Origin of the sequence: Novosphingobium sp. THN1, assembly GCF_003454795.1 — a bacterium.
GTDB lineage: Bacteria > Pseudomonadota > Alphaproteobacteria > Sphingomonadales > Sphingomonadaceae > Novosphingobium.
Window position 1 is genome coordinate 1,792,887 of the sequence record NZ_CP028347.1, and the last position, 25,878, is coordinate 1,818,764.

Annotated in this window: 21 protein-coding genes, 1 tRNA gene and 2 pseudogenes; 13 read left to right on the forward strand and 11 right to left on the reverse strand. The window is 63.7% G+C overall.

Features of this window, described 5'->3' with window-relative positions; all coding sequences use genetic code 11:
* The first annotated feature begins 58 nt into the window (after window positions 1-58).
* From secY to gdhA, 4 genes are all read left to right on the forward strand, one after another.
* Window positions 59-1,426 (forward strand): preprotein translocase subunit SecY, encoded by a 1,368-nt coding sequence (secY, locus tag C7W88_RS08960; protein WP_118073268.1) that lies wholly within the window; start codon window positions 59-61, stop codon window positions 1,424-1,426.
* A gap of 30 nt (window positions 1,427-1,456) precedes the next feature.
* A complete protein-coding gene (locus C7W88_RS08965) occupies window positions 1,457-2,107 on the forward strand; it encodes an adenylate kinase (RefSeq protein WP_118073269.1) in 651 nt (216 codons plus the stop codon).
* A gap of 45 nt (window positions 2,108-2,152) precedes the next feature.
* Window positions 2,153-2,968, forward strand: coding sequence for an SRPBCC domain-containing protein (locus C7W88_RS08970; protein WP_118073270.1), 816 nt, complete (start codon window positions 2,153-2,155; stop codon window positions 2,966-2,968).
* A gap of 159 nt (window positions 2,969-3,127) precedes the next feature.
* Window positions 3,128-4,483 carry an NADP-specific glutamate dehydrogenase gene (gdhA, locus tag C7W88_RS08975; protein WP_118074679.1) on the forward strand — a complete coding sequence of 452 codons (1,356 nt, stop codon included), beginning with the start codon at window positions 3,128-3,130 and terminating at the stop codon, window positions 4,481-4,483.
* A 67-nt stretch (window positions 4,484-4,550) separates the two neighbouring features.
* On the opposite strand, the gene C7W88_RS08980 is transcribed toward gdhA, so the two are convergent.
* Window positions 4,551-5,033, reverse strand: coding sequence for a winged helix-turn-helix domain-containing protein (locus C7W88_RS08980; RefSeq protein WP_118073271.1), 483 nt, complete (start codon window positions 5,031-5,033; stop codon window positions 4,551-4,553).
* Window positions 5,034-5,713: 680 nt separating this feature from the next.
* Here C7W88_RS08980 and recA point away from each other — a divergent pair.
* The 4 genes from recA to alaS all read left to right on the forward strand — a co-directional run bounded on the left by recA (window position 5,714) and on the right by alaS (window position 11,085).
* Window positions 5,714-6,784 (forward strand): recombinase RecA, encoded by a 1,071-nt coding sequence (recA, locus tag C7W88_RS08990; RefSeq protein ID WP_039334323.1) that lies wholly within the window; start codon window positions 5,714-5,716, stop codon window positions 6,782-6,784.
* Window positions 6,785-6,941: 157 nt separating this feature from the next.
* Entirely contained in the window at window positions 6,942-7,568 is a 627-nt protein-coding gene (locus tag C7W88_RS08995) for a glutathione S-transferase family protein (protein WP_118073273.1), read from the forward strand.
* 3 nt (window positions 7,569-7,571) lie between these two features.
* Complete coding sequence (locus C7W88_RS09000; protein ID WP_118073274.1) at window positions 7,572-8,396, forward strand: trans-aconitate 2-methyltransferase; 825 nt, start codon at window positions 7,572-7,574, stop codon at window positions 8,394-8,396.
* A 43-nt stretch (window positions 8,397-8,439) separates the two neighbouring features.
* A complete protein-coding gene (gene alaS / locus C7W88_RS09005; protein ID WP_118073275.1) occupies window positions 8,440-11,085 on the forward strand; it encodes an alanine--tRNA ligase in 2,646 nt (881 codons plus the stop codon).
* A 4-nt stretch (window positions 11,086-11,089) separates the two neighbouring features.
* On the opposite strand, the gene C7W88_RS22620 is transcribed toward alaS, so the two are convergent.
* The 3 genes from C7W88_RS22620 to C7W88_RS09015 form a co-directional block, all read right to left on the reverse strand.
* A complete protein-coding gene (locus tag C7W88_RS22620; RefSeq protein WP_162895968.1) occupies window positions 11,090-11,257 on the reverse strand; it encodes a hypothetical protein in 168 nt (55 codons plus the stop codon).
* A gap of 53 nt (window positions 11,258-11,310) precedes the next feature.
* Window positions 11,311-13,095, reverse strand: a complete 1,785-nt coding sequence (locus C7W88_RS09010; RefSeq protein WP_118073276.1) for a cation:proton antiporter — start codon at window positions 13,093-13,095, stop codon at window positions 11,311-11,313.
* Window positions 13,096-13,217: 122 nt separating this feature from the next.
* Complete coding sequence (locus C7W88_RS09015) at window positions 13,218-14,441, reverse strand: NADP-dependent isocitrate dehydrogenase (RefSeq protein ID WP_118073277.1); 1,224 nt, start codon at window positions 14,439-14,441, stop codon at window positions 13,218-13,220.
* Between the two features lie 186 nt (window positions 14,442-14,627).
* On the opposite strand from C7W88_RS09015, the gene C7W88_RS09020 reads away from it, so the two are divergent.
* Window positions 14,628-15,392: a crotonase/enoyl-CoA hydratase family protein gene (locus tag C7W88_RS09020; RefSeq protein ID WP_118073278.1), complete on the forward strand. Its 765-nt coding sequence runs from the start codon at window positions 14,628-14,630 to the stop codon at window positions 15,390-15,392.
* 91 nt (window positions 15,393-15,483) lie between these two features.
* On the opposite strand, the gene C7W88_RS09025 is transcribed toward C7W88_RS09020, so the two are convergent.
* A tRNA-Val gene (locus tag C7W88_RS09025) sits at window positions 15,484-15,558 on the reverse strand.
* A gap of 108 nt (window positions 15,559-15,666) precedes the next feature.
* Window positions 15,667-16,044, reverse strand: a complete 378-nt coding sequence (gene cpdR, locus C7W88_RS09030) for a cell cycle two-component system response regulator CpdR (protein WP_118073279.1) — start codon at window positions 16,042-16,044, stop codon at window positions 15,667-15,669.
* Between the two features lie 176 nt (window positions 16,045-16,220).
* On the opposite strand from cpdR, the gene C7W88_RS09035 reads away from it, so the two are divergent.
* A complete protein-coding gene (locus C7W88_RS09035) occupies window positions 16,221-17,198 on the forward strand; it encodes an N-formylglutamate amidohydrolase (protein WP_370073110.1) in 978 nt (325 codons plus the stop codon).
* 299 nt (window positions 17,199-17,497) lie between these two features.
* On the opposite strand, the gene C7W88_RS09040 is transcribed toward C7W88_RS09035, so the two are convergent.
* Window positions 17,498-18,277, reverse strand: a complete 780-nt coding sequence (locus C7W88_RS09040) for a SapC family protein (RefSeq protein ID WP_118073280.1) — start codon at window positions 18,275-18,277, stop codon at window positions 17,498-17,500.
* A gap of 109 nt (window positions 18,278-18,386) precedes the next feature.
* Window positions 18,387-19,805 (reverse strand): FAD-binding oxidoreductase, encoded by a 1,419-nt coding sequence (locus C7W88_RS09045; RefSeq protein WP_118073281.1) that lies wholly within the window; start codon window positions 19,803-19,805, stop codon window positions 18,387-18,389.
* Between the two features lie 192 nt (window positions 19,806-19,997).
* Here C7W88_RS09045 and C7W88_RS09050 point away from each other — a divergent pair, with 192 nt between their 5' ends.
* A complete protein-coding gene (locus C7W88_RS09050) occupies window positions 19,998-20,540 on the forward strand; it encodes a hypothetical protein (protein WP_205525150.1) in 543 nt (180 codons plus the stop codon).
* 144 nt (window positions 20,541-20,684) lie between these two features.
* Window positions 20,685-22,039 (forward strand): annotated as a pseudogene (locus C7W88_RS09055) (DEAD/DEAH box helicase).
* A gap of 288 nt (window positions 22,040-22,327) precedes the next feature.
* On the opposite strand, the gene C7W88_RS09060 reads toward C7W88_RS09055, so the two are convergent.
* From C7W88_RS09060 to C7W88_RS09065, 3 genes and pseudogenes are all read right to left on the reverse strand, one after another.
* Window positions 22,328-22,618, reverse strand: coding sequence for a hypothetical protein (locus tag C7W88_RS09060; protein WP_118073283.1), 291 nt, complete (start codon window positions 22,616-22,618; stop codon window positions 22,328-22,330).
* An 84-nt stretch (window positions 22,619-22,702) separates the two neighbouring features.
* Window positions 22,703-23,116: a hypothetical protein gene (locus C7W88_RS24705; RefSeq protein ID WP_370073235.1), complete on the reverse strand. Its 414-nt coding sequence runs from the start codon at window positions 23,114-23,116 to the stop codon at window positions 22,703-22,705.
* An 89-nt stretch (window positions 23,117-23,205) separates the two neighbouring features.
* Window positions 23,206-24,995 (reverse strand): annotated as a pseudogene (locus tag C7W88_RS09065) (ATP-dependent helicase); the annotation flags it as partial.
* A 171-nt stretch (window positions 24,996-25,166) separates the two neighbouring features.
* Between C7W88_RS09065 and C7W88_RS09070 the strand changes: the two are divergent.
* Window positions 25,167-25,784 (forward strand): hypothetical protein, encoded by a 618-nt coding sequence (locus tag C7W88_RS09070; protein WP_118073284.1) that lies wholly within the window; start codon window positions 25,167-25,169, stop codon window positions 25,782-25,784.
* The last annotated feature ends 94 nt before the right edge of the window (window positions 25,785-25,878 follow it).

The window sequence follows — 25,878 nt, forward strand, 5'->3', positions numbered from 1 at the left end:
CGTCCGAAACGCACGCGGCCAGCAGGCCCGGTTTCGCAGCAAGGCTTAGAACCCCGAAATGGCATCACGCGCCGACAACATCGCCAGCAACCTCAGCCTGGCCAACTTCTCCAAGGCAACCGAGCTCAAGAAGCGCATCTGGTTCACGGTGGGCGCGCTCATCGTCTTCCGGTTCCTCAGCTTTGTGCCGCTGCCCGGCGTCAATCCGCTGATCCTGGAGACGCTTTACGACCAGACGCGTGGTGGCGTTCTCGACATCTTCAACGCATTTTCTGGCGGTTCGCTCGAGCGCATGAGCCTGATCGCGCTCGGCGTGATGCCCTACATCACGGCCTCGATCGTGGTTCAGCTTGCCGCCTCGCTCCATCCGGCACTCGCCGCGATGAAGAAGGAAGGTGAAAGCGGGCGCAAGAAGCTCAATCAGTATACGCGTTATGGCGCGGTGCTGCTGACCGCGATCCAGGGCTGGGTGCTCGCCTCCGGGCTTGAAGCATACGGCGCGTCGAGCGGGCTGCAGGCCGTGGTCAACCCCGGCGTGCTGTTCCGTGTCGGGGCGGTCATCTCGCTGATCGGCGGCACGATGTTCCTGCTGTGGCTGGGTGAGCAGATCACTTCGCGCGGCATTGGCAACGGCGTTTCGCTGATCATCATGGCAGGCATCGTGGCGCAGCTGCCGAAATTCTTCGGCAACCTATTCGAGGGTGGCCGGACCGGTTCGATCTCGCCGTTCCTGATCGTCGGCATCGTGATCATGCTGATCGCGCTGGTGCTCGGCATCTGCTTCTTCGAGCGGGCGACGCGGCGCCTGCTGATCCAGTACCCCAAGCGCGCCACGCAGCGCGGCATGATGAATGCCGACCGCAGCCACCTGCCGCTCAAGCTCAACACCGCAGGCGTGATTCCGCCGATCTTCGCCAGCTCGCTGCTGCTGCTGCCGCTGACGATCACGCAGTTTGCCGGGAACTCGATCTCGCCCGACACGACGATGGGCCAGGCGATCGTGACGCTGAACCAGTACCTCGGGCACGGCAAGCCGCTCTACATGCTGCTCTATGCGCTCGGCATCATCTTCTTCGCGTTCTTCTACACCGCGGTTGTGTTCAACCCTGAAGAGACGGCCGAGAATCTCAAGAAGAACGGCGGGTTCATTCCGGGCATCCGTCCGGGCAAGAACACCCAGAACTACTTGGACTATGTGCTAACTCGCATCACCGTGCTGGGTGCGGCATATATCACCGTGGTCTGTGTAGTGCCGGAATTCATCATGGCGGAGACGGGCATGGGGACGCTGTTCTTCGGCGGCACCAGTCTGCTGATCGTGGTCAACGTCACGGTCGACACCATCACGCAGATCCAGTCGCACCTGCTGGCACACCAGTATGGCGACCTGATCAAGAAGGCGAAACTGAAAGGCAGGCTGCGCTGATTGCAGCAGCCGCATGAGGGGGACGGTACCTTGAACATCATCCTTTTGGGGCCTCCGGGCGCGGGCAAGGGCACGCAGGCCCAGCGTCTGGTTGAACGCCACAGCATGAAGCAGCTCTCCACGGGCGACATGCTGCGCGCCGCGGTCAAGGCCCAGACGCCGGTCGGTCTCAAGGCCAAGGCCGTGATGGAAGCGGGTGAGCTGGTCTCTGACGAGATCGTGTCGGCACTGATCGGTGATGAGCTGGATGCAATGCCCGAAGGGCAGGGCGCGATCTTCGACGGTTATCCCCGCACTGCACCCCAAGCCGAATCGCTGGGTGAACTGCTGGCCTCGCGCGGCAAGAAGCTGGACCATGTGATCGAGCTCGACGTCAACGAGGACGCGCTGGTCGAGCGCATCACCGGCCGTTACACCTGCGCCACCTGCGGCAAGGGTTATCACGACACCTTCGAGAAGCCGGCAGTCGACGGCACCTGCGACAAGTGCGGTGGGCATGAGTTCAAGCGCCGCCCTGACGACAACGAGGAAACCGTGCGCACGCGCATGGCGGAATATCGTGCCAAAACTGCGCCGATCCTGCCGATCTACGAAGCGCAGGGCATTGTCTCGCGGGTTGATGGCATGGCCGACATGGACGACGTGACGGCAGCCATTGAGGCTATCCTCGGCAAGCGCTAACACCCGAGCGTGACCCGCCCGTCCCGGTGCGGGCGGAGGCACGTGATGGGCAAGTTGTTGTATCTCCTGACGGCGGGGCTTGGCGGCCTCGCCGTTGTTGCATCCGCGCCTGCCCGGGCTGAAGTGACGGCGCGGACCGACACCGGTTTCGTGATCCGCGTGACTGGCGAAGTTGCCTCCAGCCCGGCAGAGGCATGGAAGGCCTTCACGACCCCGTCGTTGTGGTGGAATCCGCAGCACACTTTCTCGGGCGAGGCGGCCAACCTTTCCATGGACGCGAGTGCCAACGGCTGCTTCTGCGAGAAGCTGCCTGTTCCGAAAGGCGCTCCGGCAACGCAGAAGCCGGGATCCGTCATGCACATGCGCATCGTCTACGCCGAACCTTACCGTGCGCTCAGGCTGGTGGGCGGGCTGGGCCCGCTGCAGTCCGAGGCGGTGAACGGGACCATGACCGTCACCTTCAAGGCGGTGGAGGGCAGTGGCGGAAAGTCGACACGCATTCTCTGGGAATACGTTGTCGGTGGCTTCATGCGCTACAAGACCGAAACCATTTCCGGGGCCGTCGACAAGGTTCTGGGAGAGCAGATCAGCGGACTAACCAAACTGATCGGCCCGGCGAGTCCTGTCGAGGCAAAGCTTCTTCCGACCGAACCGGTGATTCCTGAGGCTTCGATTGCGGGCTCGAGCCCTGACGCGAACGATGGTTCGTCCGCATCAGAGATGGATCAATCGCCGGAAGGCGAGGGACCGTCCTACACGCCCGATCCGACAAAGGACGATGCAGCAGCAGGTGAGTCCGTGAAGTCGGCGTTGGACCAGCTGTTCAAGAAGAAGGACGACAAGCTGCCCGCCGGACGTTGAGTGGTGCTATCGGCGCTTTCACCCCACACAAAACGCGCTAATCTTTCAGGCAACGACAGCGCGAATCGGTCCACTCCGATGACGCGCGGCACGGGCCGCACCCGCCGCTTCAGGCATGCACATCGAGAACCGACTGGTTCCGATCTGGGGGAGAGTACCGTGGCCGTATCCGATCATGTTGACCTGCCGACCTTCATGGAGGGTGTGAAGAAGCGCAACCCCTATCAGCCGGAGTTCGTCCAGGCAGTTCAGGAAGTTGCCGAAGACATCTTCGAGTTCATGCAGGACAAGGAGGAGTATCACTCGCAGCAGATCCTGCGCCGCATCGCCGAGCCGGATCGCGTGGTCTCATTCCGCGTCTGCTGGGAAGACGACAACGGCAACATTCGCGTCCAGCGTGGCTGGCGCGTGCAGAACAACAATGCGATCGGCCCCTACAAGGGCGGCATCCGCTTCCATCCTTCCGTCACCGAATCGGTGCTGAAGTTCCTGGCGTTCGAGCAGACCTTCAAGAACGCGCTGACCGGGTTGCCGATGGGCGGCGGCAAGGGTGGTTCGAACTTCAATCCCAAGGGCAAGAGCGTGCGCGAGATCATGCGCTTCTGCCAGAGCTTCATGACCGAACTCTACCGCCACATCGGGGCCGACATCGACGTCCCTGCCGGTGACATCGGCGTCGGCGGGCGCGAGATCGGCTTCATGTTCGGCCAGTACAAGCGCATCACCAACAACTTTACCGGCGTGCTGACCGGCAAGGGACTCGAATGGGGGGGCTCGCTGATCCGCACCGAGGCGACCGGTTATGGCGCGGTCTACTTCCTTGCCAACATGCTGGCGACCAAGAGCGAGGACCTTACGGGCAAGACAGCGGTGATCTCGGGCTCCGGCAACGTGGCGACGCATGCTGCCGAGAAGATCGTGCAACTGGGCGGCAAGGTGCTGACGCTGTCGGATTCGGGGGGCTACATTCACGACCCGGACGGCATCGACCAGGAGAAGATCGACTGGGTCAAGACGCACAAGACCCACCGTCGCGGCCGGATCGAGGAATATGTCACGGCGTTCCCGAAGGCGACTTTCGTGGCAGGCAAGACGCCGTGGGGCGTGCCTTGCGACGTCGCGCTGCCTTGCGCGACCCAGAACGAACTGCTCGGTGATGATGCGCGCATGCTCATAGCTAATGGCTGCAAAGCGGTGGCCGAGGGGGCAAACATGCCGACCGACCTCGACGGCGTGCATGTCTTCAAGGCAGCCAAGATCCTCTACGCTCCGGGCAAGGCCTCCAACGCTGGCGGCGTGGCTGTCTCTGGCCTCGAAATGAGCCAGAACTCCGAACGCCGCTCGTGGAAGGAGGAGGAACTGCAGCAGATGCTCAAGGACATCATGTCAGGCATCCACAAGTCGTGCCTTGCCTATGGCGATCAGGGCGGCGGCTATATCGACTACGTGAAGGGAGCCAATATCGCCGGCTTCAAGAAGGTAGCCGACGCGATGCTGGCATTCGGCGTCGTCTGATCCGCAAAGCCAGAGCAGACATCCGGGGGTGTCGAACGCGGTACCCCCGGGTGAGTCTGCCGCTTGCTCAAGTCCTTTTCAAGGCGCTGTCCAGCAACGATCGGGCCGGAGAGATTTCCTGCAGGGAGTAGCCCGCCGGGCCCTGACTGACGATCCGCAGGTTCGGATGCAGTTTGGCGCGCAAGCCGGAAATCAGGACTTGCAGCGACTTCGTGCTGATCGGCCGATTCGTCGAACGACCGCTGATGGCGAGCTGGTTGCTACGCACCGGCGATCCCCGTGCGGCCACGAGCATGGACAGGACTCGCGCCTCGCGGCCGAGCAGTGGCTCCCGGGTGAAGTGCTGAAGATGCAGGTCCCTCACTTCCTCGATCACCTTCGCTTGGCGGCTTTGCGCGATACGGCCGAGCACGGCACGTACGCGCGCGGCGCCTTCGGCAGCTGACATATCGCCATCGAAGACGTCGTCGAAACCGGCGTTGAGCAGTTGCGCCCTTACGCCGGGGCGAACCTCGCGGATGATCACGATCTTGGCCTTGGTTTTCAGCACGGGCCGATAAATGCGAATGAGCTTGCGAATCCGTGCCGGGTCGCTGCCCGTAACGAACAGCGTGTTGTAGTACTCCCGGCTGTCGTCGACATGGCCGACGTAATCGTCGGTAATGCGGTGGAACTGGACCCGGCCGGAGATGGCGCGGGCTAACGCGGTTTCCGGCCCAGGATCGCCATTGCCAAAATACAGCGCCCGTGCGCTGATGACTTCCAGGCGCGGGCTTTTCGGCCTGGCGCCAGGAGGCGGGCTGCCCGGGATGGAACTGCCCCGCCGCCGCCATCGGCCGCAAGCTGCGGCTTACGGGATTGAGACATGCGTTAATAACTTTCGATATGGCTTAAGCTATAACTTTATAGATATTATCTGTTCTTGCAATGATGCTGGGCAGTGTCGCGCCCCACGCAAGCCGGTTCGTGGCGATTCGATGACGGCCGATGATTCAAGGAAGCGCCTCCGATTTGGCGCGAAATAGACCTGCGTCGTGGATAACGTCGTCCAAGCCTGCTTCTGCCGGCATCGCATATTGCGAGAAAAGCCTGATCGGGTAAGCATTTGCGGCCAGTCGTTGCCAAATCTGCGCGAATGCGTCGTTCCCCTCTTGTTCTATGAGAACACAACAGGTACATAACCCTTGTTGACGGCTCATGTCAGCCAACTCTAGCAAGGGAAACGAAGCCATGGCGGCTCAGCTCAAGCTCATCGAGGAAGGTAAGATCAAGGACATGGATCGTCAGAAGGCGCTCGACGCAGCCCTTGCGCAGATTGACCGTGCGTTCGGCAAGGGTTCGGCAATGAAGCTGGGCTCGAAGGAAGCGATGCAGGTGGAGGCGATCTCCACCGGGTCCCTGGGACTTGATATCGCACTCGGCGTTGGTGGCCTGCCGCGCGGGCGCGTGATCGAAGTCTACGGGCCGGAAAGCTCCGGCAAGACCACGCTGGCGTTGCATGTCATCGCCCAGGCCCAGAAGACCGGCGGCACGGCGGCATTCATCGATGCCGAGCATGCGCTCGATCCGGTCTATGCCAAGAAGCTGGGTGTCGATATCGACAACCTGATCGTGTCGCAGCCGGATACCGGTGAGCAGGCGCTCGAAATCACCGATACGCTGGTGCGCTCCAATGCGATCGACGTGCTGGTGGTGGATTCGGTGGCCGCGCTCGTGCCTCGCGCGGAAATCGAAGGCGAAATGGGCGACAGTCACGTCGGCCTGCAGGCTCGTCTGATGAGCCAGTCGCTGCGCAAGCTGACCGGTTCGATCAGCCGTTCGCGCTGCATGGTGATTTTCATCAACCAGCTGCGCATGAAGATCGGCGTGATGTATGGCAACCCCGAGACGACGACGGGCGGCAATGCGCTCAAGTTCTACGCGTCGGTCCGCCTCGACATCCGCCGCACCGGCCAGATCAAGGATCGTGACGAGATCGTCGGCAACGCCACGCGCGTGAAGGTGGTCAAGAACAAGGTTGCCCCGCCGTTCAAGCAGGTCGAATTCGACATCATGTATGGCGAAGGCATCTCGAAGATCGGCGAAATCCTCGACCTGGGCGTCAAGGCCGGGCTGGTCGAGAAGTCGGGCGCGTGGTTCAGCTATGACTCGATCCGCATCGGCCAGGGGCGTGAGAACGCCAAGAACTTCCTGCGTGAGAATTCCGAACTTTGCGACCGGTTGGAAGCTGCGATCCGCGGCCGCACCGACAAGGTTGCCGAAGGTCTGATGGTCGGTCCGGACGCGGACGACGACGTCTGATCTTCAAGGCGGCGGGCAGCCTCCACCCACCGGCGCAAGCCGGGCCCGCCAGCCAGACAAAGAGCCCGCGCGTTCCCCGGCAGGATCGCGCGGGCTTTTTGTTTGCGTGTCGGCGGTTGCGAGTTAACCTTCCACTTAAACCGCACGGAGAATCGCCATGAGCATCATCGTTCACCACCTTAACAACAGCCGCTCGCAGCGGGTGCTTTGGCTGCTGGAAGAGCTGGGCGTCGATTACGAGATTCGCCATTATCAGCGCGATGCCGTGACCAACCTGGCTCCGCCCGAACTGAAGGCCGTGCACCCGCTGGGCAAATCGCCCCTGCTCGAAATCGATGGCCGGGTGATCGAGGAATCGGGCGCGATCGTGCAGGTGCTGTGTGAACGCTATGGCAAGGACACCTGGTTGCCCGCAGACGGAAGTGACGATGCCCTCCGTCACTTGGAGCTGATGCATTTTGCGGAAGGCTCGGCCATGACTCCCGTCCTCCTGCAGCTTTACACCTCGCGGCTTGGCGAGGCTGCTGCGCCGTTGAAGCCGCGCATTGACGAGCAACTGGCGGCGCACTTCGGCTACATGGAGCAGATCCTGCGCCCGTCCGGCCACTTCATCGGCGATGATTGGACCGGGGCCGATGTGATGATGAGCTTCCCGGCGGAAATCGCGGTGATGCAAGGGGCGGGTGAGCATTTCCCCAAGCTGGCGGCATTCGTCGCGGCGATCCACGCGCGGCCGGCCTGGCAGCGCGCTCGCGAGAAGGGCGGCGACTATTTCGGGATGTGAGGCATGACCAGCGCAAGTGAATGGCAGGGGACGGTTGGCAGGAGCTGGGCCAGCGAATGGCGTCGCACCGATGTCAGCTTTTCCGACCTGACACCGAAATTGCTGGCTGCGATCGCTCGAGAGCCCGGCGCCACCGTGGTCGATATCGGCTGCGGTGCCGGGGAGCTGTCGATTGCAGTGGCCGCGGCGAGGCCGCAGGCACGGGTGACTGGCGTGGATATCTCGGGCGATCTGGTCGAGACGGCACGCTCCCGCGCTGTTCAGGCCAATCTCGCGTTCGAACTTGCCGATGCCTCGCAGTGGCAGCCCGCATCGAGGCCCGACTTGTACATCTCCCGCCACGGCGTGATGTTTTTCTCCGATCCCCAAGCTGCCTTCGCCCATCTGGCCGCGCAGGCGGCTCCGGGTGCACGCATGGTGTTCTCGTGCTTTCGCAAGGCTGCGGAGAACGATTGGGCGGCGGCCATTGCGGCGCTCCTGCCGAAGGGTGATTCTCCGCAAGCTTCGCCGACCGCGCCTGGGCCTTTCGCCTTTGCCCTGCCCGAGCACGTGCTGCGCTGCATGGCAGGGTGGCAGGCCGTGGAGTTCGAGCCGGTAGACTTCCGGTACATCGCTGGAACCGGCCCCGACGCCGTAGCCGAAGCCATGGCGCTGTTCCGCCGCATCGGGCCCGCCGCAGCGGCCTTGCGAACCTTGCCTGATGCCGAGCGCGCAAAGATAGAAAGGCGGCTCGTCGACCTTGTGGAGGCCCATCATCGGGACGGTCAGGTGGCATTCAATGCTGCGGCATGGCTGGTAAGCGCCACGTCCGATCACAATGATGGATGAAACGTGCTTGTAGCGCGCCGAACGCTCGCCTAATCGGCCTTTCATGACTTCGACGAACGAAATCCGCCGCTCCTTCCTCGAATACTTCGGCTCGCAGGGGCACGATGTGGTGCAGTCTGCGCCGCTGGTGCCTTACAACGACCCGACGCTGATGTTCACGAACGCCGGGATGGTGCCGTTCAAGAACGTGTTCACCGGCCTCGAGACGCGCGCGGTGCCTCGTGCGACCTCGTCGCAGAAGTGCGTGCGCGCTGGCGGCAAGCACAACGATCTCGACAATGTGGGGTACACCGCGCGGCACCACACCTTCTTCGAGATGCTCGGCAATTTCTCGTTCGGCGATTATTTCAAGGAACAGGCGATCACCCATGCGTGGACGCTGCTGACGCGCGAATGGGGCCTGCCCAAGGACAAGCTGCTCGCCACGGTCTACCACACCGACGACGAGGCGTTCGAGCTGTGGAAGAAGATTGCGGGCCTGCCGGAAGACCGCATCATTCGCATCGCAACGAAGGACAACTTCTGGGCGATGGGCGATGATGGCCCGTGCGGTCCCTGCTCGGAAATCTTCTTCGACCACGGCGACCACATCTGGGGCGGCCCTCCGGGATCGCCGGAGGAAGATGGCGACCGCTTCATCGAGATCTGGAACCTCGTGTTCATGCAGTTCGAGCAGACGGCGGGTGAGATCACCGGCAGCCTGCCCAAGCCGAGCATCGATACCGGCATGGGCCTCGAGCGCATCGCCGCCGTGCTGCAGGGCGAGCACGACAACTACGACACCGACACGTTCAAGGCGCTGATCGCGGCGTCCGAAAGCCTGACTTCGGTCAAGGCCGAGGGCGAGCAGCGCGCCAGCCATCGCGTGATTGCCGATCACCTGCGCTCGACCAGCTTCCTGCTGGCCGATGGCGTGCTGCCGTCGAACGAGGGGCGCGGCTATGTGCTGCGCCGGATCATGCGCCGCGCGATGCGTCATGCCCACCTGCTTGGTGCGAAGGACCCGCTGATGCACCGCCTGGTGCCCGCGCTGGTCGCCGAGATGGGCGCTGCCTATCCCGAACTTGGCCGTGCGCAGCCGCTGATCGAGGAAACCCTGCTGCGCGAGGAAGTGCAGTTCCGCCGCACGCTGTCTAACGGCATCAAGCTGCTTGATGAAGCGACTGCCGCGCTGGGCGAGGGCGACGCGCTGCCGGGCGAGACCGCGTTCAAGCTCTATGACACCTATGGCTTCCCCTATGACCTGACCGAAGACGCCCTGCGCGCACGCGGCATCGCGGTGGACCGCGAAGGTTTCGATGCTGCCATGGCGCAGCAGAAGGCGGCGGCGCGCGCGGCGTGGAAGGGATCGGGCCAAGCCGCCGACAGCGAAGTGTGGTTCGACATTGCCGAACGCGTCGGCGCAACCGAGTTCACCGGCTACACCGCCACCACCGGCGAGGCGCAAGTCGTAGCGCTGGTGAAGGACGGCAAGGAAGTTGGCAGCGCTGCGGCGGGCGATGACGTGACCGTGATCGTCAATCAGACGCCGTTCTACGGCGAAAGCGGTGGCCAGACCGGCGACGCAGGCACGATCACCGGCGCCGATGGCCTGAAGCTGGCGGTGAGCGACACTGCCAAGCCCTTGGGCCGCTTGCACGCGCACAACGCGAAGGTTGAAGCGGGTTCGATCAAGGTCGGTGACGTTGTGAAGCTCGACATCGATGTCGAACGCCGCGATGCGATCCGTGCCAACCATTCGGCCACGCACCTGCTGCATGCGGCACTGCGCAACCGCCTGGGCGGGCACGTCACGCAGAAGGGCTCGCTGGTTGCGGCGGACCGCCTGCGCTTCGACTTCTCGCAGCCGACGGCACTGACCCCTGAGGACATTGCCGCGATCGAGGCGGAAGTGAACGCTGAAATCCGCGCCAACGAGGCGGTGACGACGCGCTTGATGAGCCCCGACGACGCGATCGAGGCGGGCGCGATGGCGCTGTTCGGCGAGAAGTACGGCGAGGAAGTGCGCGTGCTCTCGATGGGCCGCGCGACGGACAAGCACTATTCGGTCGAACTGTGCGGCGGTACGCACGTGCGGGCGCTCGGCGATATCGGCGTGTTCCGCATCGTCAGCGAAAGTGCAGTGTCATCAGGCGTGCGCCGAATCGAGGCGCTGACCGGCGAGGGCGCGCGGCAGTGGTTCGTGGCGCGCGAAGAAGCGCTCAAGCACACCGCAGCGATCCTGCGCACGTCGCCCGAAGACGTCGAGGCGCGCGTTTCGGCGCTGATGGAAGAGCGCAAGAAGCTCGAACGCGAACTGGCCGAGGCGAAGAAGGCGCTGGCGCTCGGCGGCGGTGCTGCCAAGGCCGAGAACGCCGACGAGGAAGTGGGTGGCGTGAAGTTCTCTGGGCAAGTGCTCGACGGGCTCGACCCCAAGGAACTGCGCGGGCTGCTCGATCAGGCCAAGCAGCGGCTAGGTTCGGGCGTGGCGGTGATCGTCGCGGTCAACGAAGGCAAGGCTTCCATCGCGGCTGCCGTGACCGAGGATCTGGTCGGCAAGGTCAGCGCGGTCGATCTGGTACGCGCGGGCGTGGAAGCGCTTGGCGGCAAGGGCGGCGGTGGCCGTCCGGACATGGCACAGGGCGGCGGGCCTGATGGGACGAAGGCCGCGGACGCGATTTCGGCGGCAAAGGCTGTGCTCGCCGCCTGACCGCTCATTGCCTGCGACCGCTGTTCCCGCGTGTTTCCGGTTCGGAGCCGCGCGGCAGATCCTTTTCGCGCATCGTGGCGTCGGTTTGCTGCGGCTGCTTGATCGGGCCCTTGTTCGGCTGATCATCCTGCGTTGCGGGATTGAGGTCGGGCTTGTCGCTGGGGTGGGGCATGTCATTCTCTCCTTGCCCTGAGAACACCGGGCAAGGAGATCGGTTGCGCGTTGTCAGGCAGATCGTTCGCGCAGCGACGCCGATTTCAGCTTGGGCAGCGAGTTCAGTTCGCCTTCTTCCTTGATCTTCTGGCGGAATTCGTCGCGCTTTTCGTGGATCGAAGCGATGACCGGGCCCATCGGGAAGCCGAGATCGACCAGCACGGCTTCCGACAGTTGCAGTGAGCTTTCGAGGGTTTCGGGCACGGCGTGGCTGGCTCCGGCCTTGTAGAGCGCGGCGGCATGGGCCGCGTCGCGGGCGCGGACGATGATCGGCAGATCGGGGTGGGCGCTGCGCAGGCGCTTGACCATGCGCAGGATCAGGACCGGCTCGTCCATGGTGAGGATCATCGCCTTGGCATCGTCCAGCCCGAGGCGGGCGATGGCGGCTTCGCTGTCGACGTTGCCGAAGAGGACAGGCAGGCCGTCCTTGCGCGCAGTCCTGACGATGCCCGGGTCCGAATCGATGCCCAGCCATGCTGCCTTGTGAACGGTCAGCATCTCGGCGATGAGCCGGCCGACGCGGCCGAAGCCCATCACCACGACACGTTCGCCTTCGGGTTCTTCGACAAAGGTGTTCTGGCCGACGTCGGCGGTGCCGCGCGCCACGCGTTGCCCCCAGGTCTCGCCCAGCTTGGCCAGCAAGGGCGTGATCGTCAGGCCGATGGCTGTGACGATCTGCCAGAATTGCGCGGTCTCACGGTCGATCAGGGCGGCTTCGGCGGCGGTGGTCAGCACGATCAGCGTGGTTTCCGATGGGCTGGCCATGAGGATGCCTGCTTCGAGCGCGGTGGCGCGTTCCTTGCCCATGAAGCGCAAGGCGAACATCGTGACCAGCGCCTTGAGGACGACGACGCCGACCACGGCGAGCGTCAGCGGGCCGATTTGCGCCCAGACCACGCGCAAGTCGATGCCCATGCCGATGGTGATCAGGAAGACCCCCAGCGCGAGGCCCTTGAACGGCTTGGTGATGGCTTCGACTTCGGTGTGGTACTCGGTTTCGGCAATAAGCAGGCCGGCGAGCAGCGCGCCCATGATCGGCGACAGGCCGACGAGCGAGGTGGACAGCGCTGCGGCGATGACCACGAGCATGGTCGCTGCGAGGAACAGTTCGGGGCTCTTGGTCTGGGCGGCCTGGGCGAAGAGGCGCGGTAGCAACAGCCGGCCGCCAACCAGCAGGACAGCGACGACGATGCCGCCATAGAGCAGCGTCTCCCCTAGCGTTGGGCCATCGGAATGGGCGGCGACCGGGCCCATCGCGCCGAGGATGAAGATGATCGGGACGAGGGCGATGTCCTCGAACAGCAGCATGGACAGCGCAGCACGACCGACCGGGCCTTGCGTCCCGGCAATGGGCAGGACCAGCGCTGTCGAGGACAGGGCGAGGGCAAGGCCAAGGCCGAATGCGCCGCTGACTTGCAGGCCGGTGGCAAGCAGGGCGGCGGACAGGAGCAGGGCTGAGATGCCGAGCTCCATCGCGCCGAGACCGAAGACCAGTCGACGCATGTCCCACAGGCGGTTGAACGAGAGTTCCAGGCCGATCTCGAACAGCAGCAGGATGATGCCGAACTCGGCAAAGGGCGCGATTGCTGCCGGGTCCGATATGGTGATGTGATAGAGCCACGGATACTGCGGCACGAGCGCACCGAGGCCGAACGGACCGACCACCAGTCCGACGAGGATGAACCCGATGATCGGGGTGATGCGAAAGCGCGCGAAGGCCGGGATGACGATGCCGGCCGCACCGAGAATTACGAGGGCGTCGGAAAGTGCGGTCGTCGGTTCGAGATTGCCTGCCATTCCGCAAGGTTAGGGGAGGGGGGCAGCGGTGTCATCCGTTTCCGCATGTCGAACTGTTGCCAAAGCAAAAGGGCCCCGGCGTGAACCGGAGCCCTTTGCTGTTACCATGAAGGAACCTGCGCTTACGCCCAGTTCTTCATTTCGGTTTCGAGGTTCTCGACGATGGCTTCGAAGAACTTCTCGGTGGTCATCCACGCCTGATCGGGGCCGATCAGCAGGGCGAGGTCCTTGGTCATCTTGCCGCTTTCGACGGTTTCGATGCAGACGCGCTCGAGCGTTTCGGCGAACTTCACGACTTCCGGGGTCTCGTCGAACTTGCCGCGGTACATGAGGCCACGGGTCCAGGCGAAGATCGAGGCGATCGGGTTGGTCGAGGTCTGCTTGCCCTGCTGGTGCTGGCGGTAGTGACGGGTCACGGTGCCGTGGGCAGCTTCGGCCTCGATGGTCTTGCCATCGGGCGACATGAGGACCGAGGTCATCAGGCCGAGCGAACCGAAGCCCTGTGCAACCGTGTCGGACTGCACGTCACCGTCGTAGTTCTTGCAGGCCCAGACGAACTTGCCGGACCACTTGAGCGCCGAGGCGACCATGTCGTCGATCAGGCGGTGTTCGTAGCTGATGCCGGCGGCGGCAAACTTTTCCTTGAAGCCTTCGCTGTCGAACACTTCCTGGAACAGGTCCTTGAAGCGGCCGTCATAGGCCTTCATGATCGTGTTCTTGGTAGACAGGTAGACCGGCCAGCCAAGCGACAGGCCGTAGTTGAAAGAGGCGCGCGCGAAGTCGCGGATCGAATCGTCGAGGTTGTACATCGCCATGGCGACGCCGCCCGAGGGGTAGTTGAACACTTCGCGGTCGATCGTCTCGCCGTTGTCGCCTTCCCAGACGAGGCGCAGCTTGCCGGGGCCGGGGACGACGAAGTCCGTGGCGCGATACTGGTCACCAAAAGCGTGACGGCCGACGACGATCGGATCGGTCCAGCCCGGGACCAGGCGCGGCACGTTCTGAATCACGATCGGCTCGCGGAACACCACGCCGCCGAGAATGTTGCGGATCGTGCCGTTGGGCGACTTCCACATCGACTTGAGGTTGAATTCCTCGACGCGCTGCTCGTCAGGGGTGATCGTGGCGCACTTCACGCCGACGCCGTACTGCTTGATCGCGTTGGCAGAATCGATGGTGATCTGGTCGTCCGTCTCGTCGCGCTTCTGGACCGAGAGGTCGTAGTACTTGAGGTCGATGTCGAGGTAGGGAAGGATCAGGCGTTCACGGATCCATTCCCAGATGATCCGGGTCATTTCATCGCCGTCGAGTTCGACGACCGGGTTCTTCACCTTGATCTTCGCCATGTCCGTCCTGTCTTTCAAGCTGGGGAGAGAAATTGCGCCTTCCCTTAGCAGAGGCTTCCCTGCGCGCAAGGCAGGTAGGCGATTCGCGCAATTTTTGCAGGCTTTGCGCTGGACATCCGCTCATGGACAATGCAGATATTTAAGTGGCCGGTTAAATCCGGGTGCAAGCCCTTTTGGAGAGATGCAATGAGCGAGGCCGAAGTCCTTACCGAAGTCGATGGCAACGTGCTGATCGTCACGATCAACCGGCCCGATGCGAAGAACGCGATGAACAAGGCTGCGGCCGAGGGCATCTCGGCAGCGATGGATCGGCTGGATGCAGAGGCCGACCTGCGCTGCGCGATCCTCACCGGTGCGGGCGGCACGTTCTGTTCGGGCATGGACCTCAAAGGCTTCCTGCGCGGGGAATCGCCCTCGATACCGGGGCGCGGCTTTGGCGGGCTGTCGGAATGGACGCCAAAGAAGCCGATCATCGCGGCGGTTGATGGCTACGCCTTGGCGGGCGGCATGGAACTGGCGTTGTCGTGCGACCTGATCGTGGCGAGCGCTTCGTCCAAGTTCGGCATTCCCGAAGCCAAGCGCGGCCTTGCCGCTGCTGCCGGTGGCCTGATCAAGCTGCCGCGCCAGATCCCGCCGCGCATCGCGATGGAACTGGCGCTGACGGGGGACTTCATCACTGCCCAGCGCGCCTATGAACTCGGCTTCATCAACCAGATCGTCGAAGGTCCGTCGCTGGATGCGGCAAAGGCCCTGGCCGCGAAGGTCGCCGAGAACGGACCGCTGGCGCTGATCGCGTCGAAAGGCATTATCCGCGATTCGCACGAATGGACGGAGGCGGAAATGTGGCAGAAGCAGCAGGCCTACATCGCGCCGGTGTTCACTTCGAGCGATGCCCGCGAAGGTGCCGCCGCATTTGCCGAAAAGCGCAAGCCGAACTGGCAGGGCAAGTAAGACCGACAGGGCGGGGGCGCTGGTCGCTCCCGCCATTTTGGTCCGCAGCGATCAACAAAAAACCCCGCCAATGGCGGGGTTTCTTATGCGATGGTGGGCGTAGCAAGGATTGAACTTGCGACCCCTACGATGTCAACATAGTGCTCTACCACTGAGCTATACGCCCGCACCATCTGCTTGTCCCTGGGCTGGCGGCGAACCGCTGATCGCGTCGGGAAGCGCGCCATTAGCCCCCGTCCCGATTCATGGCAAGGGGGAAATTTGCAGCCGGGCTTCAGCGGCTCCCGGCGAACTGCGCATCCTCGAACACGCGCTCGACTTCGAGCACCAGATCCTTGAGGTGGAACGGCTTAGACAGGACCCGGGCCTGAGGTGCTTCGCGATTTGCCTTGAGCGTCACCGCGGCAAAGCCGGTGATGAACATGACCTTGGTTGCAGGGCTGATCTCGCTGCACCGCTGCGCCAGTTCGATTCCGTCCATTTCCGGCATGACGATATCCGACAGGAGAAGGTCGAAGTGCTCGCTTTCGAGCAGGGGGATCGCAGCGGTGCCACGGTCCACGGCCGTCACGGCGTAACCTGCGTTTTCGAGCGCGCGGGTAAGGTAAGTGCGCATCGCCTCTTCGTCTTCGGCGAGCAGGATCCGGATCATGGCGAACCTGTTGTTTATAGTGGGGCTTCAGTTCGATGGCTTATAACGCAGATGGAGTTAACAATCTCCCGTCCGAAGCTTCGCGCAAACCGCTTTTTCCCCACCGTCCTGGAAGTGGAGCAATCGTTCTTGGACCTTGCTTTGACTTGCGTGCGAATCGGTTGCACCTTTGCGTGATGCAGCATGAGGGTGAGCACCAGGGCGATTCGGCTTCGGTCCATGGCGGGTCGGTGCCGGGCAATCCCGGTGTGCCGGCCTATAGCCTGACGACTATCGATCCTTCGCCGATCCCGGTGGTCATTGCCGTGCCGCATGCAGGAAGGGCCTATGCCAAGTCGCTGCTTGACCGGATGCGTCATCCCGCATTTGCGGCGCCTCGGCTTGAGGATCGCTACGCGGATCTGCTCGGGCAGGCGGTCTCCCGCCAGACCGGTGCGGCACTGCTCGTCGCCCATGCACCCCGGGCCATGCTCGACCTCAACCGCGCCAGCGACGATGTCGACTGGGAGATGGTCGGCGGTCCGCCGGCAGACGCTTCGGCAGCGCCCAGCGGTTTCGGCAGGCGCGCCCGCAGCGGGCTTGGGCTGGTGCCGCGTCGTCTGCCGGGCCTGGGAGAGCTGTGGAAGCGCAGGCTTGATCATAGCGAGCTGGCAGAGCGGATTGCCGCGGTGCACCAGCCCTATCACACAGCGCTCGCCACCACGCTCGAGACAATCCGTGACCGTTGGGGCGCTGCCCTGCTGATCGATCTTCATTCGATGCCGCCGCTGGCGGCGCGTTCGCCCGGAGAGCGCGCGCCGGAATTCGTCGTTGGCGATCGCTTCGGCGCATCGTGCGACGGCGGCGTGGTGGCGTCTGCATTCGGCTTCTTCACCGAAGCGGCACGACGGGTATCGCACAACCGGCCATATGCCGGGGGTTATGTGCTGGAGCGGCACGCACGGCGCGCCGAAGGGCTTCACTGCATGCAGCTCGAGATCGACCGCACCTGTTATCTCGATGCACGAATGGCCGAACCCGGCCCGGCTTCGATGCCACGATCGAATTGCTGGTGGGCCTGGTGCGCCGACTCGCAGTCGACGTGGCCGACCTTGGTCGTGCGTCCGACCGCGGCCGCTGGCGCACTGCTGCCGAGTAGACTGCGCCCGAATTAGCCGAAGCGCGCCGGCCAGAGTGGCCAAGCTCATGTAACCCAAGAAAAAACCACCTGGAGCAAGCTCCAGGTGGCCAAGGTTCAGGGAGGAGGTGCACGTGAGTGCACCAGTTACGCTGGGCCATGAGGGGAGCCGCAACGCAACAATCACAAGATAGGTGAGGGGCATTGACCCTGCAAGGGCTTTCGAGGGATTTTTGCAACACCCCAAGAAAAAACGCGATGAACCGAGTGGCTCACCGCGCTTTTCTGTTGACCTGTGGCTTGATTGCTCAAGCCTCATGTCAAATCGTGTCTGGCTTACTCGGCCGGAACCTGGATCGCCGGGATCGGTCCCTTGCCCAGCTGAACCTGGGCGCCGAAGATCTGGCTGATCAGTTCGAGCGAGAACAGGTGCGCATAGAGCAGGGGCAGCAGGCCGCTCTGTGCCCAGCCCCGCAGCACGTCACCGCGCACGTCACGCAGCTTTTCCTGATTTACCATCTGGAAGCCGCGATAGATGAATGGCTGTTCGTTGCCCTGCTGCTGGATGGCCACTTCGCCTTCCATGAGCAGGTCATGCTTCTTCAGCTCGTCGATGAAGGCCTGCGTGCGCTGGCCTGCCTGTTCGAACTGTTCGCAGAAGCCGAGTGCGGCCTGCGTCGCTTCCGAAGGCTGGCCGTCGGTGAAGAGCTCCTGCCCTTCCACCGAATCGCCAAGCAGGCCGGCAGAAGGATCGAAGCACAGCGAAAGTTCTTCGCTGTTCGGGTTCAGCTTGGCCAGCAGGAACGGATAGCGGCGGACGTAAGCCGGGATGTAGATCGGCTGGGTGACCTTGCCTTCTTCGTCGACAAAGACGTTCACGCCTTCGTTGAGGCCCATCAGCGCCAGCGGAACCGGATTGTCACCCGATGCAAAGATGATCGGATAATGGCGCGCAGCCTGCGGAAACTCCTCAGCCGTCAGGGGGATGGCATGCTGTCCGATCAGCCAGGGCGCTGCATCCGCGTTCTTGGCCTTCCACGTTGCATGGTCCCGGCTGTTGAGCGGCATCAGGTCGTTGTAGAACATCGGCAGGTTCGCTTGCGGCGCGCTGGCCATTTTGCATCTCTCCAAGAATCAAAACATTCGCGCGGGCAAAATTCACTCTGGCCGCGGCTTAGCGGGAACGCCGGTTCTTAGGGACTGCCAGAAGGCCGCGCAAGCCGCGTCAGACAAGCTTTCCGGGGTTTAGCAGGCCATGCGGGTCAAGCGCCTGCTTGATTGCGCGCATCGTGCCCAGCATCGCTGGATCGGCGAGGCGCGCCAGTTCGTCGCGCTTCAGCCTGCCGATGCCGTGTTCTGCCGAGATCGAGCCGCCCCACGCCGCCACCATGTCGTGGACTTGCGCGCTGATGGCCTTGCCGTCGCCCGCTTCCCACGAGGCCCGATCGCTGCCCGACGGGGCGATCACGTGGAAGTGGACGTTGCCGTCGCCGAGATGCCCGAAGCAGACCGCGCGCGTGCCCGGCCAGTCGGCTTCGAGCCGCGGGACGGCGGCCTCGACAAAGGCAGGCATCTTTTCGACCGGCACGGAAATGTCGTGCTGCATCGCCGGGCCAAGCGCCCGTTCGGCGGGCGATATGGTCTCGCGAATCAGCCACATGCGCTCGGCCTGGTCTTCGCTGGCCGCAATCGTGGCATCGGCGATGAGATCGCGTTCGAACGCCGTGGCAAGGATGCGCTCGGCCAGTTCGGGCAATCTCGCGGCGGTGTCCTCGTCGCCCGCGACAAGTTCGATCAGGGCATGCCAGGGATGAGGCCCCGTCAGCGGTGCGCGCGTCCCGGGGGTGTAGGCCTGAACCGCCTCGAGGCTGTGCTGGGGCAGGACCTCGAAGCCTTCCAGCAGCCCCGGCGCCATGTCCTCTGCCAGAAGCAGGAGGCTGCGCGCATCGTGGAGTGAGGCCGTGCCTGCCCACATCACCGTCCTGCCGGCGATGGCGGGAGCGAGCCGCAAGGTGGCGGCGGTGACGATGCCGAGCGTTCCTTCCGAACCGATCAGCACCTGCTTGAGATCGAAACCCCGGTTGTCCTTCTTGAGCGGGGTCAACAGGTCGAGCACGCTGCCATCGGCCATGACGGCTTCGACCCCCAGTACCAGCGCCCGCATCGAGCCATGGCGCAGGACTTGCGTGCCGCCGGCGTTGGTCGAGACGAGGCCGCCGATCGTGGCCGAGCCCTTGCCGCCAAGCGTGAGGGGGAAGCGCAGGCCCTCTTTCTCCGCCGCCTCGTGCAGGACCTGCAGGATGACGCCCGCCTCGCACGTGGCAGAACGCGCCGCGGCATCGAGCGCGGTGATCCGGTTCATGCGGCGCAAGGAGAGTATGATCTCGGCGCCACTCTCGAACGGTGTGGCGCCGCCCGACATGCCGCTGTTGCCGCCTTGCGGCACAATCGGCACGCCATGCTTGGCGCAGAGCTTGACGAGGGCGGCGACCTCGGCGGTATTGGCTGGCGAGGCGATTGCCCGCGCCGCGCCGGTATAGCGGCCGCGCCAATCGGTCAGCCAGGGTGCCATATCGTCAGGGTCGGCGGTCAACCCCTTTGGCCCGAGCAGGCGGGCCGCTTCTGCCAGAAACGTATCGCTCATTGGCGCATCGGCTATTGCGACCCTGCGGCAAGGGCAATTCATTTTTCATTGCTGGCAGGTTAAGCAACGGTTCAACCCCGCAGGCTAGGGGTGTGAGGAGCGGATCGGGCGGGGTCAGGGCCGCTGGGCCGTTGAGGGGACTTCAAGAGTTTTAACATCGAAATGCCCAGTGTATTCAATCTCTTGGCCTCATTGGGCATGCTGCTGGCCGTACCGGTTGGTGCACCTGTGGTGGTCGATGACAGCGATGCGCAATGGGCGACTGCCACCATTCCTGCAGGATCGCCCCTGATCGACGATGATTTCAGATCAGGCGCATTGAACAGCTTCATTGCCGATGGCTTGGGCGACCAGTCGTGGAATCAGGTGCGCATCGAACAGCGCATGATCATTCGTATTGCGCCGCGCCTGCCCGGCCAGATGTACACGCCCATGCCGGCCGCGCCACAACCGCCGCGTTTCTATGAGCGCAAGACCAGCAAATGCCTGCCGATCACCAGCATTGCCGGCGTGCAGATCGAATCGCAGGATCGCCTCCTGCTGGTCACGCGCGGGCGAAAGCTGATCGGCGCCAGCCTCGACAAATCCTGCCGCGCCCGCGATTTCTATTCGGGCTTTTATGTCGAACGGAACGAGGATGGGCAGCTCTGCGCTGGCCGGGATACGATCCATTCGCGGGCCGGAGCGAACTGTGCGATTACCAAGATGCGCGAACTCGTACTGGAAGATGACTGACGGTCCCGTCTCGTCGCGGAATTCTTGACTTTTCGGGCCATATCGTCTTAGCGCGCTGTCAGTGCTGGCGGCATTTTGCGATGCAGGCTGTCCAGCGGGCACAATTGCGTTCGTGCCGTCTCTAGTTCTCGGAAAATTGCCTGCATGAAGTTTGCCGATCTCGGCCTCTCGGATGAATTGCTCCAGTCGGTGCTCGACGCCGGCTATGATGAGCCCACTCCGATCCAGGCGCAGGCAATTCCCGCTGTCCTGATGATGAAGGACATCATCGGCATTGCCCAGACCGGCACCGGCAAGACGGCCGGGTTCGTGCTGCCGATGATCGACATTCTCGCCCACGGCCGCCGCCGCGCGCTGATGCCGCGCTCGCTGATTCTCGAACCGACGCGCGAACTCGCCGCGCAGGTTGCCGAGAATTTCGAGAAGTACGGCAAGAACCACGATCTCAAGATGGCGCTGCTGATCGGTGGCGTGCAGATGGGCGATCAGGTCAAGGCGCTGCAGGACGGCGTCGACGTGCTGATCGCCACGCCCGGTCGCCTGATGGACCTGTTCGAGCGCGGCAAGATCCTGCTCACCGGCTGCGAGATGCTGGTGATCGACGAGGCGGACCGCATGCTCGACATGGGCTTCATCCCCGATATCGAGACGATCTGCTCGCGCCTGCCGACCACGCGCCAGACGCTGCTGTTTTCGGCAACGATGCCGCCGCCGATCAAGAAGCTGGCCGACAAGTTCCTGTCGAACCCCAAGTCGATCGAAGTGGCGCGCCCTGCCGCTACGAACACCAACATCGCCCAGTTCAAGGTCCGCTGCACCTCGCGCCAGAAGCGCGAAGTGCTGCGCCAGTTGCTGCGCACCGACAACGTCTCCACCGCCATCGTCTTCGCCAACCGCAAGACGACCGTGCGCGAACTCGCCAAGTCGCTGCAGCGCCACGGCTTTGCCGCAGGGGAAATCCACGGTGACATGGACCAGAGCGCGCGCAACGCCGAACTGCAGAAGTTCAAGGACGGCGACATCTCGATCCTCTGCGCCTCGGACGTCGCCGCACGCGGGCTTGACGTGAAGGGCGTGAGCCACGTCTTCAACTTCGACACGCCATGGCACCCGGACGACTACGTCCACCGCATCGGCCGCACCGGTCGTGGCGGGGCGACGGGCCGGGCGTTCACGCTGGTGGCGTCGGAAGATGCCGAAGCGATCGACAACGTCGAGAAGCTGCAGGGGACCAAGATCCCGAATTCAAGCTCGAGATCGCCGAGAAGGAAGAGCGCAAGCCCCGCGAGACCGAGCGCCGCGAGGAAGAACCCAAGCGCGAAAGCCGCCGCGAACGTCCCGCCCGCGAGGAACGCAAGCCCCGCGCCGAACGCGAACCGCGGCAGGAACGCGCTCCACGGCGCGAACAGCCCAGCTACCGCGACCACTCCGAACCGCCGTCGAAGCCGGGCGAGTGGAACGGGCCGATTCCGGAGTTTCTGGCGGTTTCGGCACTTTAGCCCTCTCCCCTTCAGGGGAGAGGGTTGGGAGAGGGGCTGTTCTGCCCAAGCCCCGCTCAACTTCGGCTAGGCGGCAAGCCGCCAAGCCTGCGTATCTCTCCCCTGAAGGGGAGAGAGCAAGAGCACTCGGCGCAAAATAACAGCCCATTTCATCGTCGGCCCGGACTTGATCCGGGCCTTGGCTTTTCTCTTCGGGCGCTGCGCCGGAAGAACAGCCCAACCCCGTGTCAAGCACGGGGTGACGGCAGGACGATCACCGCAAATTTACGGAATGGCCGCGAATAGTGGTCAGCTAACATCCCATTTAAGTGCCGAGGCGTCGAGCATCTCTGCCCCCATATGGCGGACGAACGCTTCCCGCAGGCCAGCCTTATGTCGCTCCCACTTGGCAGGGTCGGACGATGGATCGACGCCATCGGCAAGAAATAGCCATTCGACGAACTGATCCGCGCTTACAGGTCCCGTTTCAGGAATGAAATCATCTACATGCGATGGCTTGCCGTTGACGATCCCGCCGCACCAACCTCTGCCGACACAGACCTCGTGCATCAGGGCATTGTAGGCAGGGTTGCCGCTCATGCGTTCAATTGACCACGGACGCGCAATGTCGGCAAGTGGACGAATCCGGTCGTCCCACAACGGTGAGCGACAAAGCCCACGCCCTCAAGCCACCTTTACAAAGCTATCAATCACCCGCTTCCGCCCCGCGCTTTCGAAGTCGATCTCCAGCTTGTTGCCTTCCTGCTCGGCCACGGTGCCGTAGCCGAACTTTTCGTGGAACACGCGCGCGCCCACGGTGATGTCGCCGCGGGGTTTGGCGGCGAAGCTGGCGGCGCTGCGGGTGGGTTCGGCGATGCGGCGGGGGGCGGGGTTGAAGGTCTGGGCCGCAGCGCGTTGCCAACCGGGGCCGCGTGACGCGGCGCGGCTGGCATTGGCCTGTGCGACATGGGCGAAGGGATCTTCGCGTTCGCTCCAGTTGGCCCGCCACATCGATGCGCCGCCCGAGAGGGTGGTTTCCTCCTCGATGTGCTCGGCGGGCAGTTCGCCGATGAAGCGCGAGGGATCGAGCTGGTCCACTGGCCATAGATCTGGCGATTGGCGGCGTGGAGGATGGTGCAGCGCCTGCGGGCGCGGGTAATCGCGACGTAGGCGAGGCGGCGTTCTTCCTCGAGGCTGGCAAGGCCGCCTTCATCGAGCGAGCGCTGCGAGGGGAACACGCCTTCTTCCCAGCCTGGCAGGAACACGTTGTCGAACTCGAGGCCTTTGGCGGCGTGGATGGTCATGATCGTGACCTTGTCCTCGTCGGCGGTGTTCTCGTTGTCCATGACGAGGCTGACGTGTTCGAGGAAGTCCCCCAGCGTCTCGTATTCCTCCATCGCGCGGGCGAGTTCGGTGAGGTTTTCGAGGCGGCCCGCGGCTTCGGCGGTCTTTTCCGCCTGGAGCGCGGCGGTGTAGCCGCTTTCGTCAAGAATTGTGCGAGCGAGTTCGGCGGGCACCAGCTGCTTCGCCGCATCGCGCCAGCGCGCGAAATCGCGCATCAGGGCGGCGAGGGTGTTGCGCGCGCGGGCCGGCAGCTCGTCGGTATCGAGAATCTCCACCGAAGCCAGCGAGAGGGGGATGCCGCGCGCGCGGGCATGGCGGTGCAGCTTTTCCAGCGTCTTGTCGCCAAGGCCGCGCTTGGGGTGTTGTAGATCCGCTCGAACGCAAGGTCGTCCTGCGGGCTGGCGATCTGGCGCAGATAAGCCAGCGCGTCGCGGATTTCGGCGCGTTCGTAGAAACGGAAACCGCCGACGATACGGTAGCCAAGCCCGATCTGGATGAAGCGGTCTTCGATGGTGCGCGTCTGGAACTGCGCGCGGACGAGGATGGCGACGCGATCGAGCGGGGCGCCCTCACGCTCAAGCCGTTCGATGTCCTCGCCGATACGCCGCGCTTCTTCCGGAGCGTCCCACACGCCGATCACGCGGACCTTGTCGCCGCCGTCGACTTCGGTCCACAGCGTCTTGCCGAGGCGTTCGGAGTTCTCGGCGATCAGGCCCGATGCCGCGCCGAGGATGTGCGGGGTGGAGCGGTAGTTCTGTTCGAGGCGGATGACCTTGGCGCCGGGAAAATCTTTCTCGAACCGCAGGATGTTGGCGACTTCCGCGCCGCGCCAGGAATAGATCGACTGGTCGTCGTCGCCCACCACGCAGATGTTCTTGCGGTTCTGGGCGAGCAGGCGCAGCCACAGGTACTGCACCGCGTTGGTGTCCTGATATTCGTCCACCATCACGTACTTGAAGCGCTGCTGCCATGATTCCAGCACGTCCCGCTCGCGCCGGAAGATGTTGAGCATGTGCATCAGCAGGTCGCCGAAATCGCAGGCGTTCAGCTCGCGCAGGCGGTTCTGGTAGAGAGCGTAGAAGCGCTGGCCCTTGCCGTTGGCATAGGCCTCGTTCTCCAGCGCATCGAGATCGCCGGGATTGAGGCCGCGGTTCTTCCACTTGTCGATCAGTCCTGCCAGCTGCTTGGCGGGCCAGCGCTTGTCGTCAATGCCTTCTGCCACGATCAGTTGCTTGAGCAGGCGCAACTGGTCGTCGGTGTCGATGATCGTGAAGTTGCTCTGCAAGCCGACCAGTTCGGCATGGCGGCGCAGCATCTTGGCGGCGATCGAATGGAACGTGCCGAGCCACGGCATCCCTTCCACCGCCGGGCCGATCAGGTTGCCCACGCGCTCGCGCATCTCGCGCGCGGCCTTGTTGGTGAAGGTGACGCAGAGGATCTCGCTCGGCCAGGCGAGCCGCTGGCGCAGCAGATTGGCGAGGCGCGCGGTGAGCGCGGCGGTCTTGCCTGTGCCCGCGCCCGCCAGCATCAGCACCGGCCCTTCGGTCGTTGTCACCGCCTCGCGCTGGGGCGGGTTCAGGCCATCGAGCCACGCTTCGGCATTGCCGGGATTCAGAGGTTGGGGGGAAGACATAGGCGAACAGATAGGGACCAAACGCTGTCGCGGCAATCGCTAACCGCCCATTCTCCGCATGTTCGCTTCGTCTTGAATCCGGGCGCAGCCGTCGCAGCGCCGGGAACCGGGCCAGCGGGGCAGGGCTTGGCCTCAAGACTTCGGGTACAAAGACAAAATCAGGAGAATTCCATGCGAAATCTTTTTGCCGCAAGCGCGCTTGCTCTTGCCATCGCTTCGAGTCCCACGTTCGTGGCGGCCCAGTCGACTTCCACGACCGCCACGGCAACCACATCGGACACCACCGCTGCCACCACGGCGACCGGCACCTTCTCGCCCACGCCTGACCAGCAGCTTCAGATCGACGCCTGGGCCGCCGAGCAAAAGACCAAGTACGCAGCATGGCCGTCCACCTATCAGGAATACTTCTGGAGCCTCGACACTGATCAGCAGAAGGGCTGGTGGGCTCTGACCGACGAGCAGAAGGCGCAGATCTACGCGATGACGCCGGAACAGCGCACGCAGGTCTGGCCCTCTATCGTGGCGCAGGTTTCGGGCCGCGCGGTGCCGTCGTCGGGAGCTACCCCTGCCACTCCGGCTCAGCCCAATCCGGGCATGAGCGAGCCTGCCACTCCCGCAACGCCTGCAACCCCTGCCGCACCGGCTTCCCCGCCCTCGCGCGGCATAAGCAGCATGGACGGCAGCACGACGGGCAACATGACCCCGCCGCCCGCTTCGGCCATGAACAAGAAGTATCCGGTCTGCAGCAAGACCGTCACCGACAGCTGCCGCAATCGCGGCGGTATCTGAACGCTTCCCACGATCGTCGCGTGAAAGGGGTGCCGGGTTGCCGGCGCCCCTTTTCGCTTGTGGTGTTGACCCGGCAGGCTTGAGACGGAACAAC

What these genes read in the sequence shown, in the direction of transcription:
- secY (WP_118073268.1), top strand. Translation starts at nt 59, where the DNA reads ATGGCATCACGCGCCGACAACATCGCCAGCAACCTCAGCCTGGCCAAC.
- C7W88_RS08970 (WP_118073270.1), top strand. Translation starts at nt 2,153, where the DNA reads ATGGGCAAGTTGTTGTATCTCCTGACGGCGGGGCTTGGCGGCCTCGCC.
- recA (WP_039334323.1), top strand. Translation starts at nt 5,714, where the DNA reads ATGGCGGCTCAGCTCAAGCTCATCGAGGAAGGTAAGATCAAGGACATG.
- C7W88_RS08995 (WP_118073273.1), top strand. Translation starts at nt 6,942, where the DNA reads ATGAGCATCATCGTTCACCACCTTAACAACAGCCGCTCGCAGCGGGTG.
- C7W88_RS09000 (WP_118073274.1), top strand. Translation starts at nt 7,572, where the DNA reads ATGACCAGCGCAAGTGAATGGCAGGGGACGGTTGGCAGGAGCTGGGCC.
- alaS (WP_118073275.1), top strand. Translation starts at nt 8,440, where the DNA reads ATGACTTCGACGAACGAAATCCGCCGCTCCTTCCTCGAATACTTCGGC.
- C7W88_RS22620 (WP_162895968.1), bottom strand. Translation starts at nt 11,257, where the DNA reads ATGCCCCACCCCAGCGACAAGCCCGACCTCAATCCCGCAACGCAGGAT.
- C7W88_RS09010 (WP_118073276.1), bottom strand. Translation starts at nt 13,095, where the DNA reads ATGGCAGGCAATCTCGAACCGACGACCGCACTTTCCGACGCCCTCGTA.
- C7W88_RS09015 (WP_118073277.1), bottom strand. Translation starts at nt 14,441, where the DNA reads ATGGCGAAGATCAAGGTGAAGAACCCGGTCGTCGAACTCGACGGCGAT.
- C7W88_RS09020 (WP_118073278.1), top strand. Translation starts at nt 14,628, where the DNA reads ATGAGCGAGGCCGAAGTCCTTACCGAAGTCGATGGCAACGTGCTGATC.
- cpdR (WP_118073279.1), bottom strand. Translation starts at nt 16,044, where the DNA reads ATGATCCGGATCCTGCTCGCCGAAGACGAAGAGGCGATGCGCACTTAC.
- C7W88_RS09035 (WP_370073110.1), top strand. Translation starts at nt 16,221, where the DNA reads ATGCAGCATGAGGGTGAGCACCAGGGCGATTCGGCTTCGGTCCATGGC.
- C7W88_RS09040 (WP_118073280.1), bottom strand. Translation starts at nt 18,277, where the DNA reads ATGGCCAGCGCGCCGCAAGCGAACCTGCCGATGTTCTACAACGACCTG.
- C7W88_RS09045 (WP_118073281.1), bottom strand. Translation starts at nt 19,805, where the DNA reads ATGAGCGATACGTTTCTGGCAGAAGCGGCCCGCCTGCTCGGGCCAAAG.
- C7W88_RS09060 (WP_118073283.1), bottom strand. Translation starts at nt 22,618, where the DNA reads ATGAGCGGCAACCCTGCCTACAATGCCCTGATGCACGAGGTCTGTGTC.
- C7W88_RS09070 (WP_118073284.1), top strand. Translation starts at nt 25,167, where the DNA reads ATGCGAAATCTTTTTGCCGCAAGCGCGCTTGCTCTTGCCATCGCTTCG.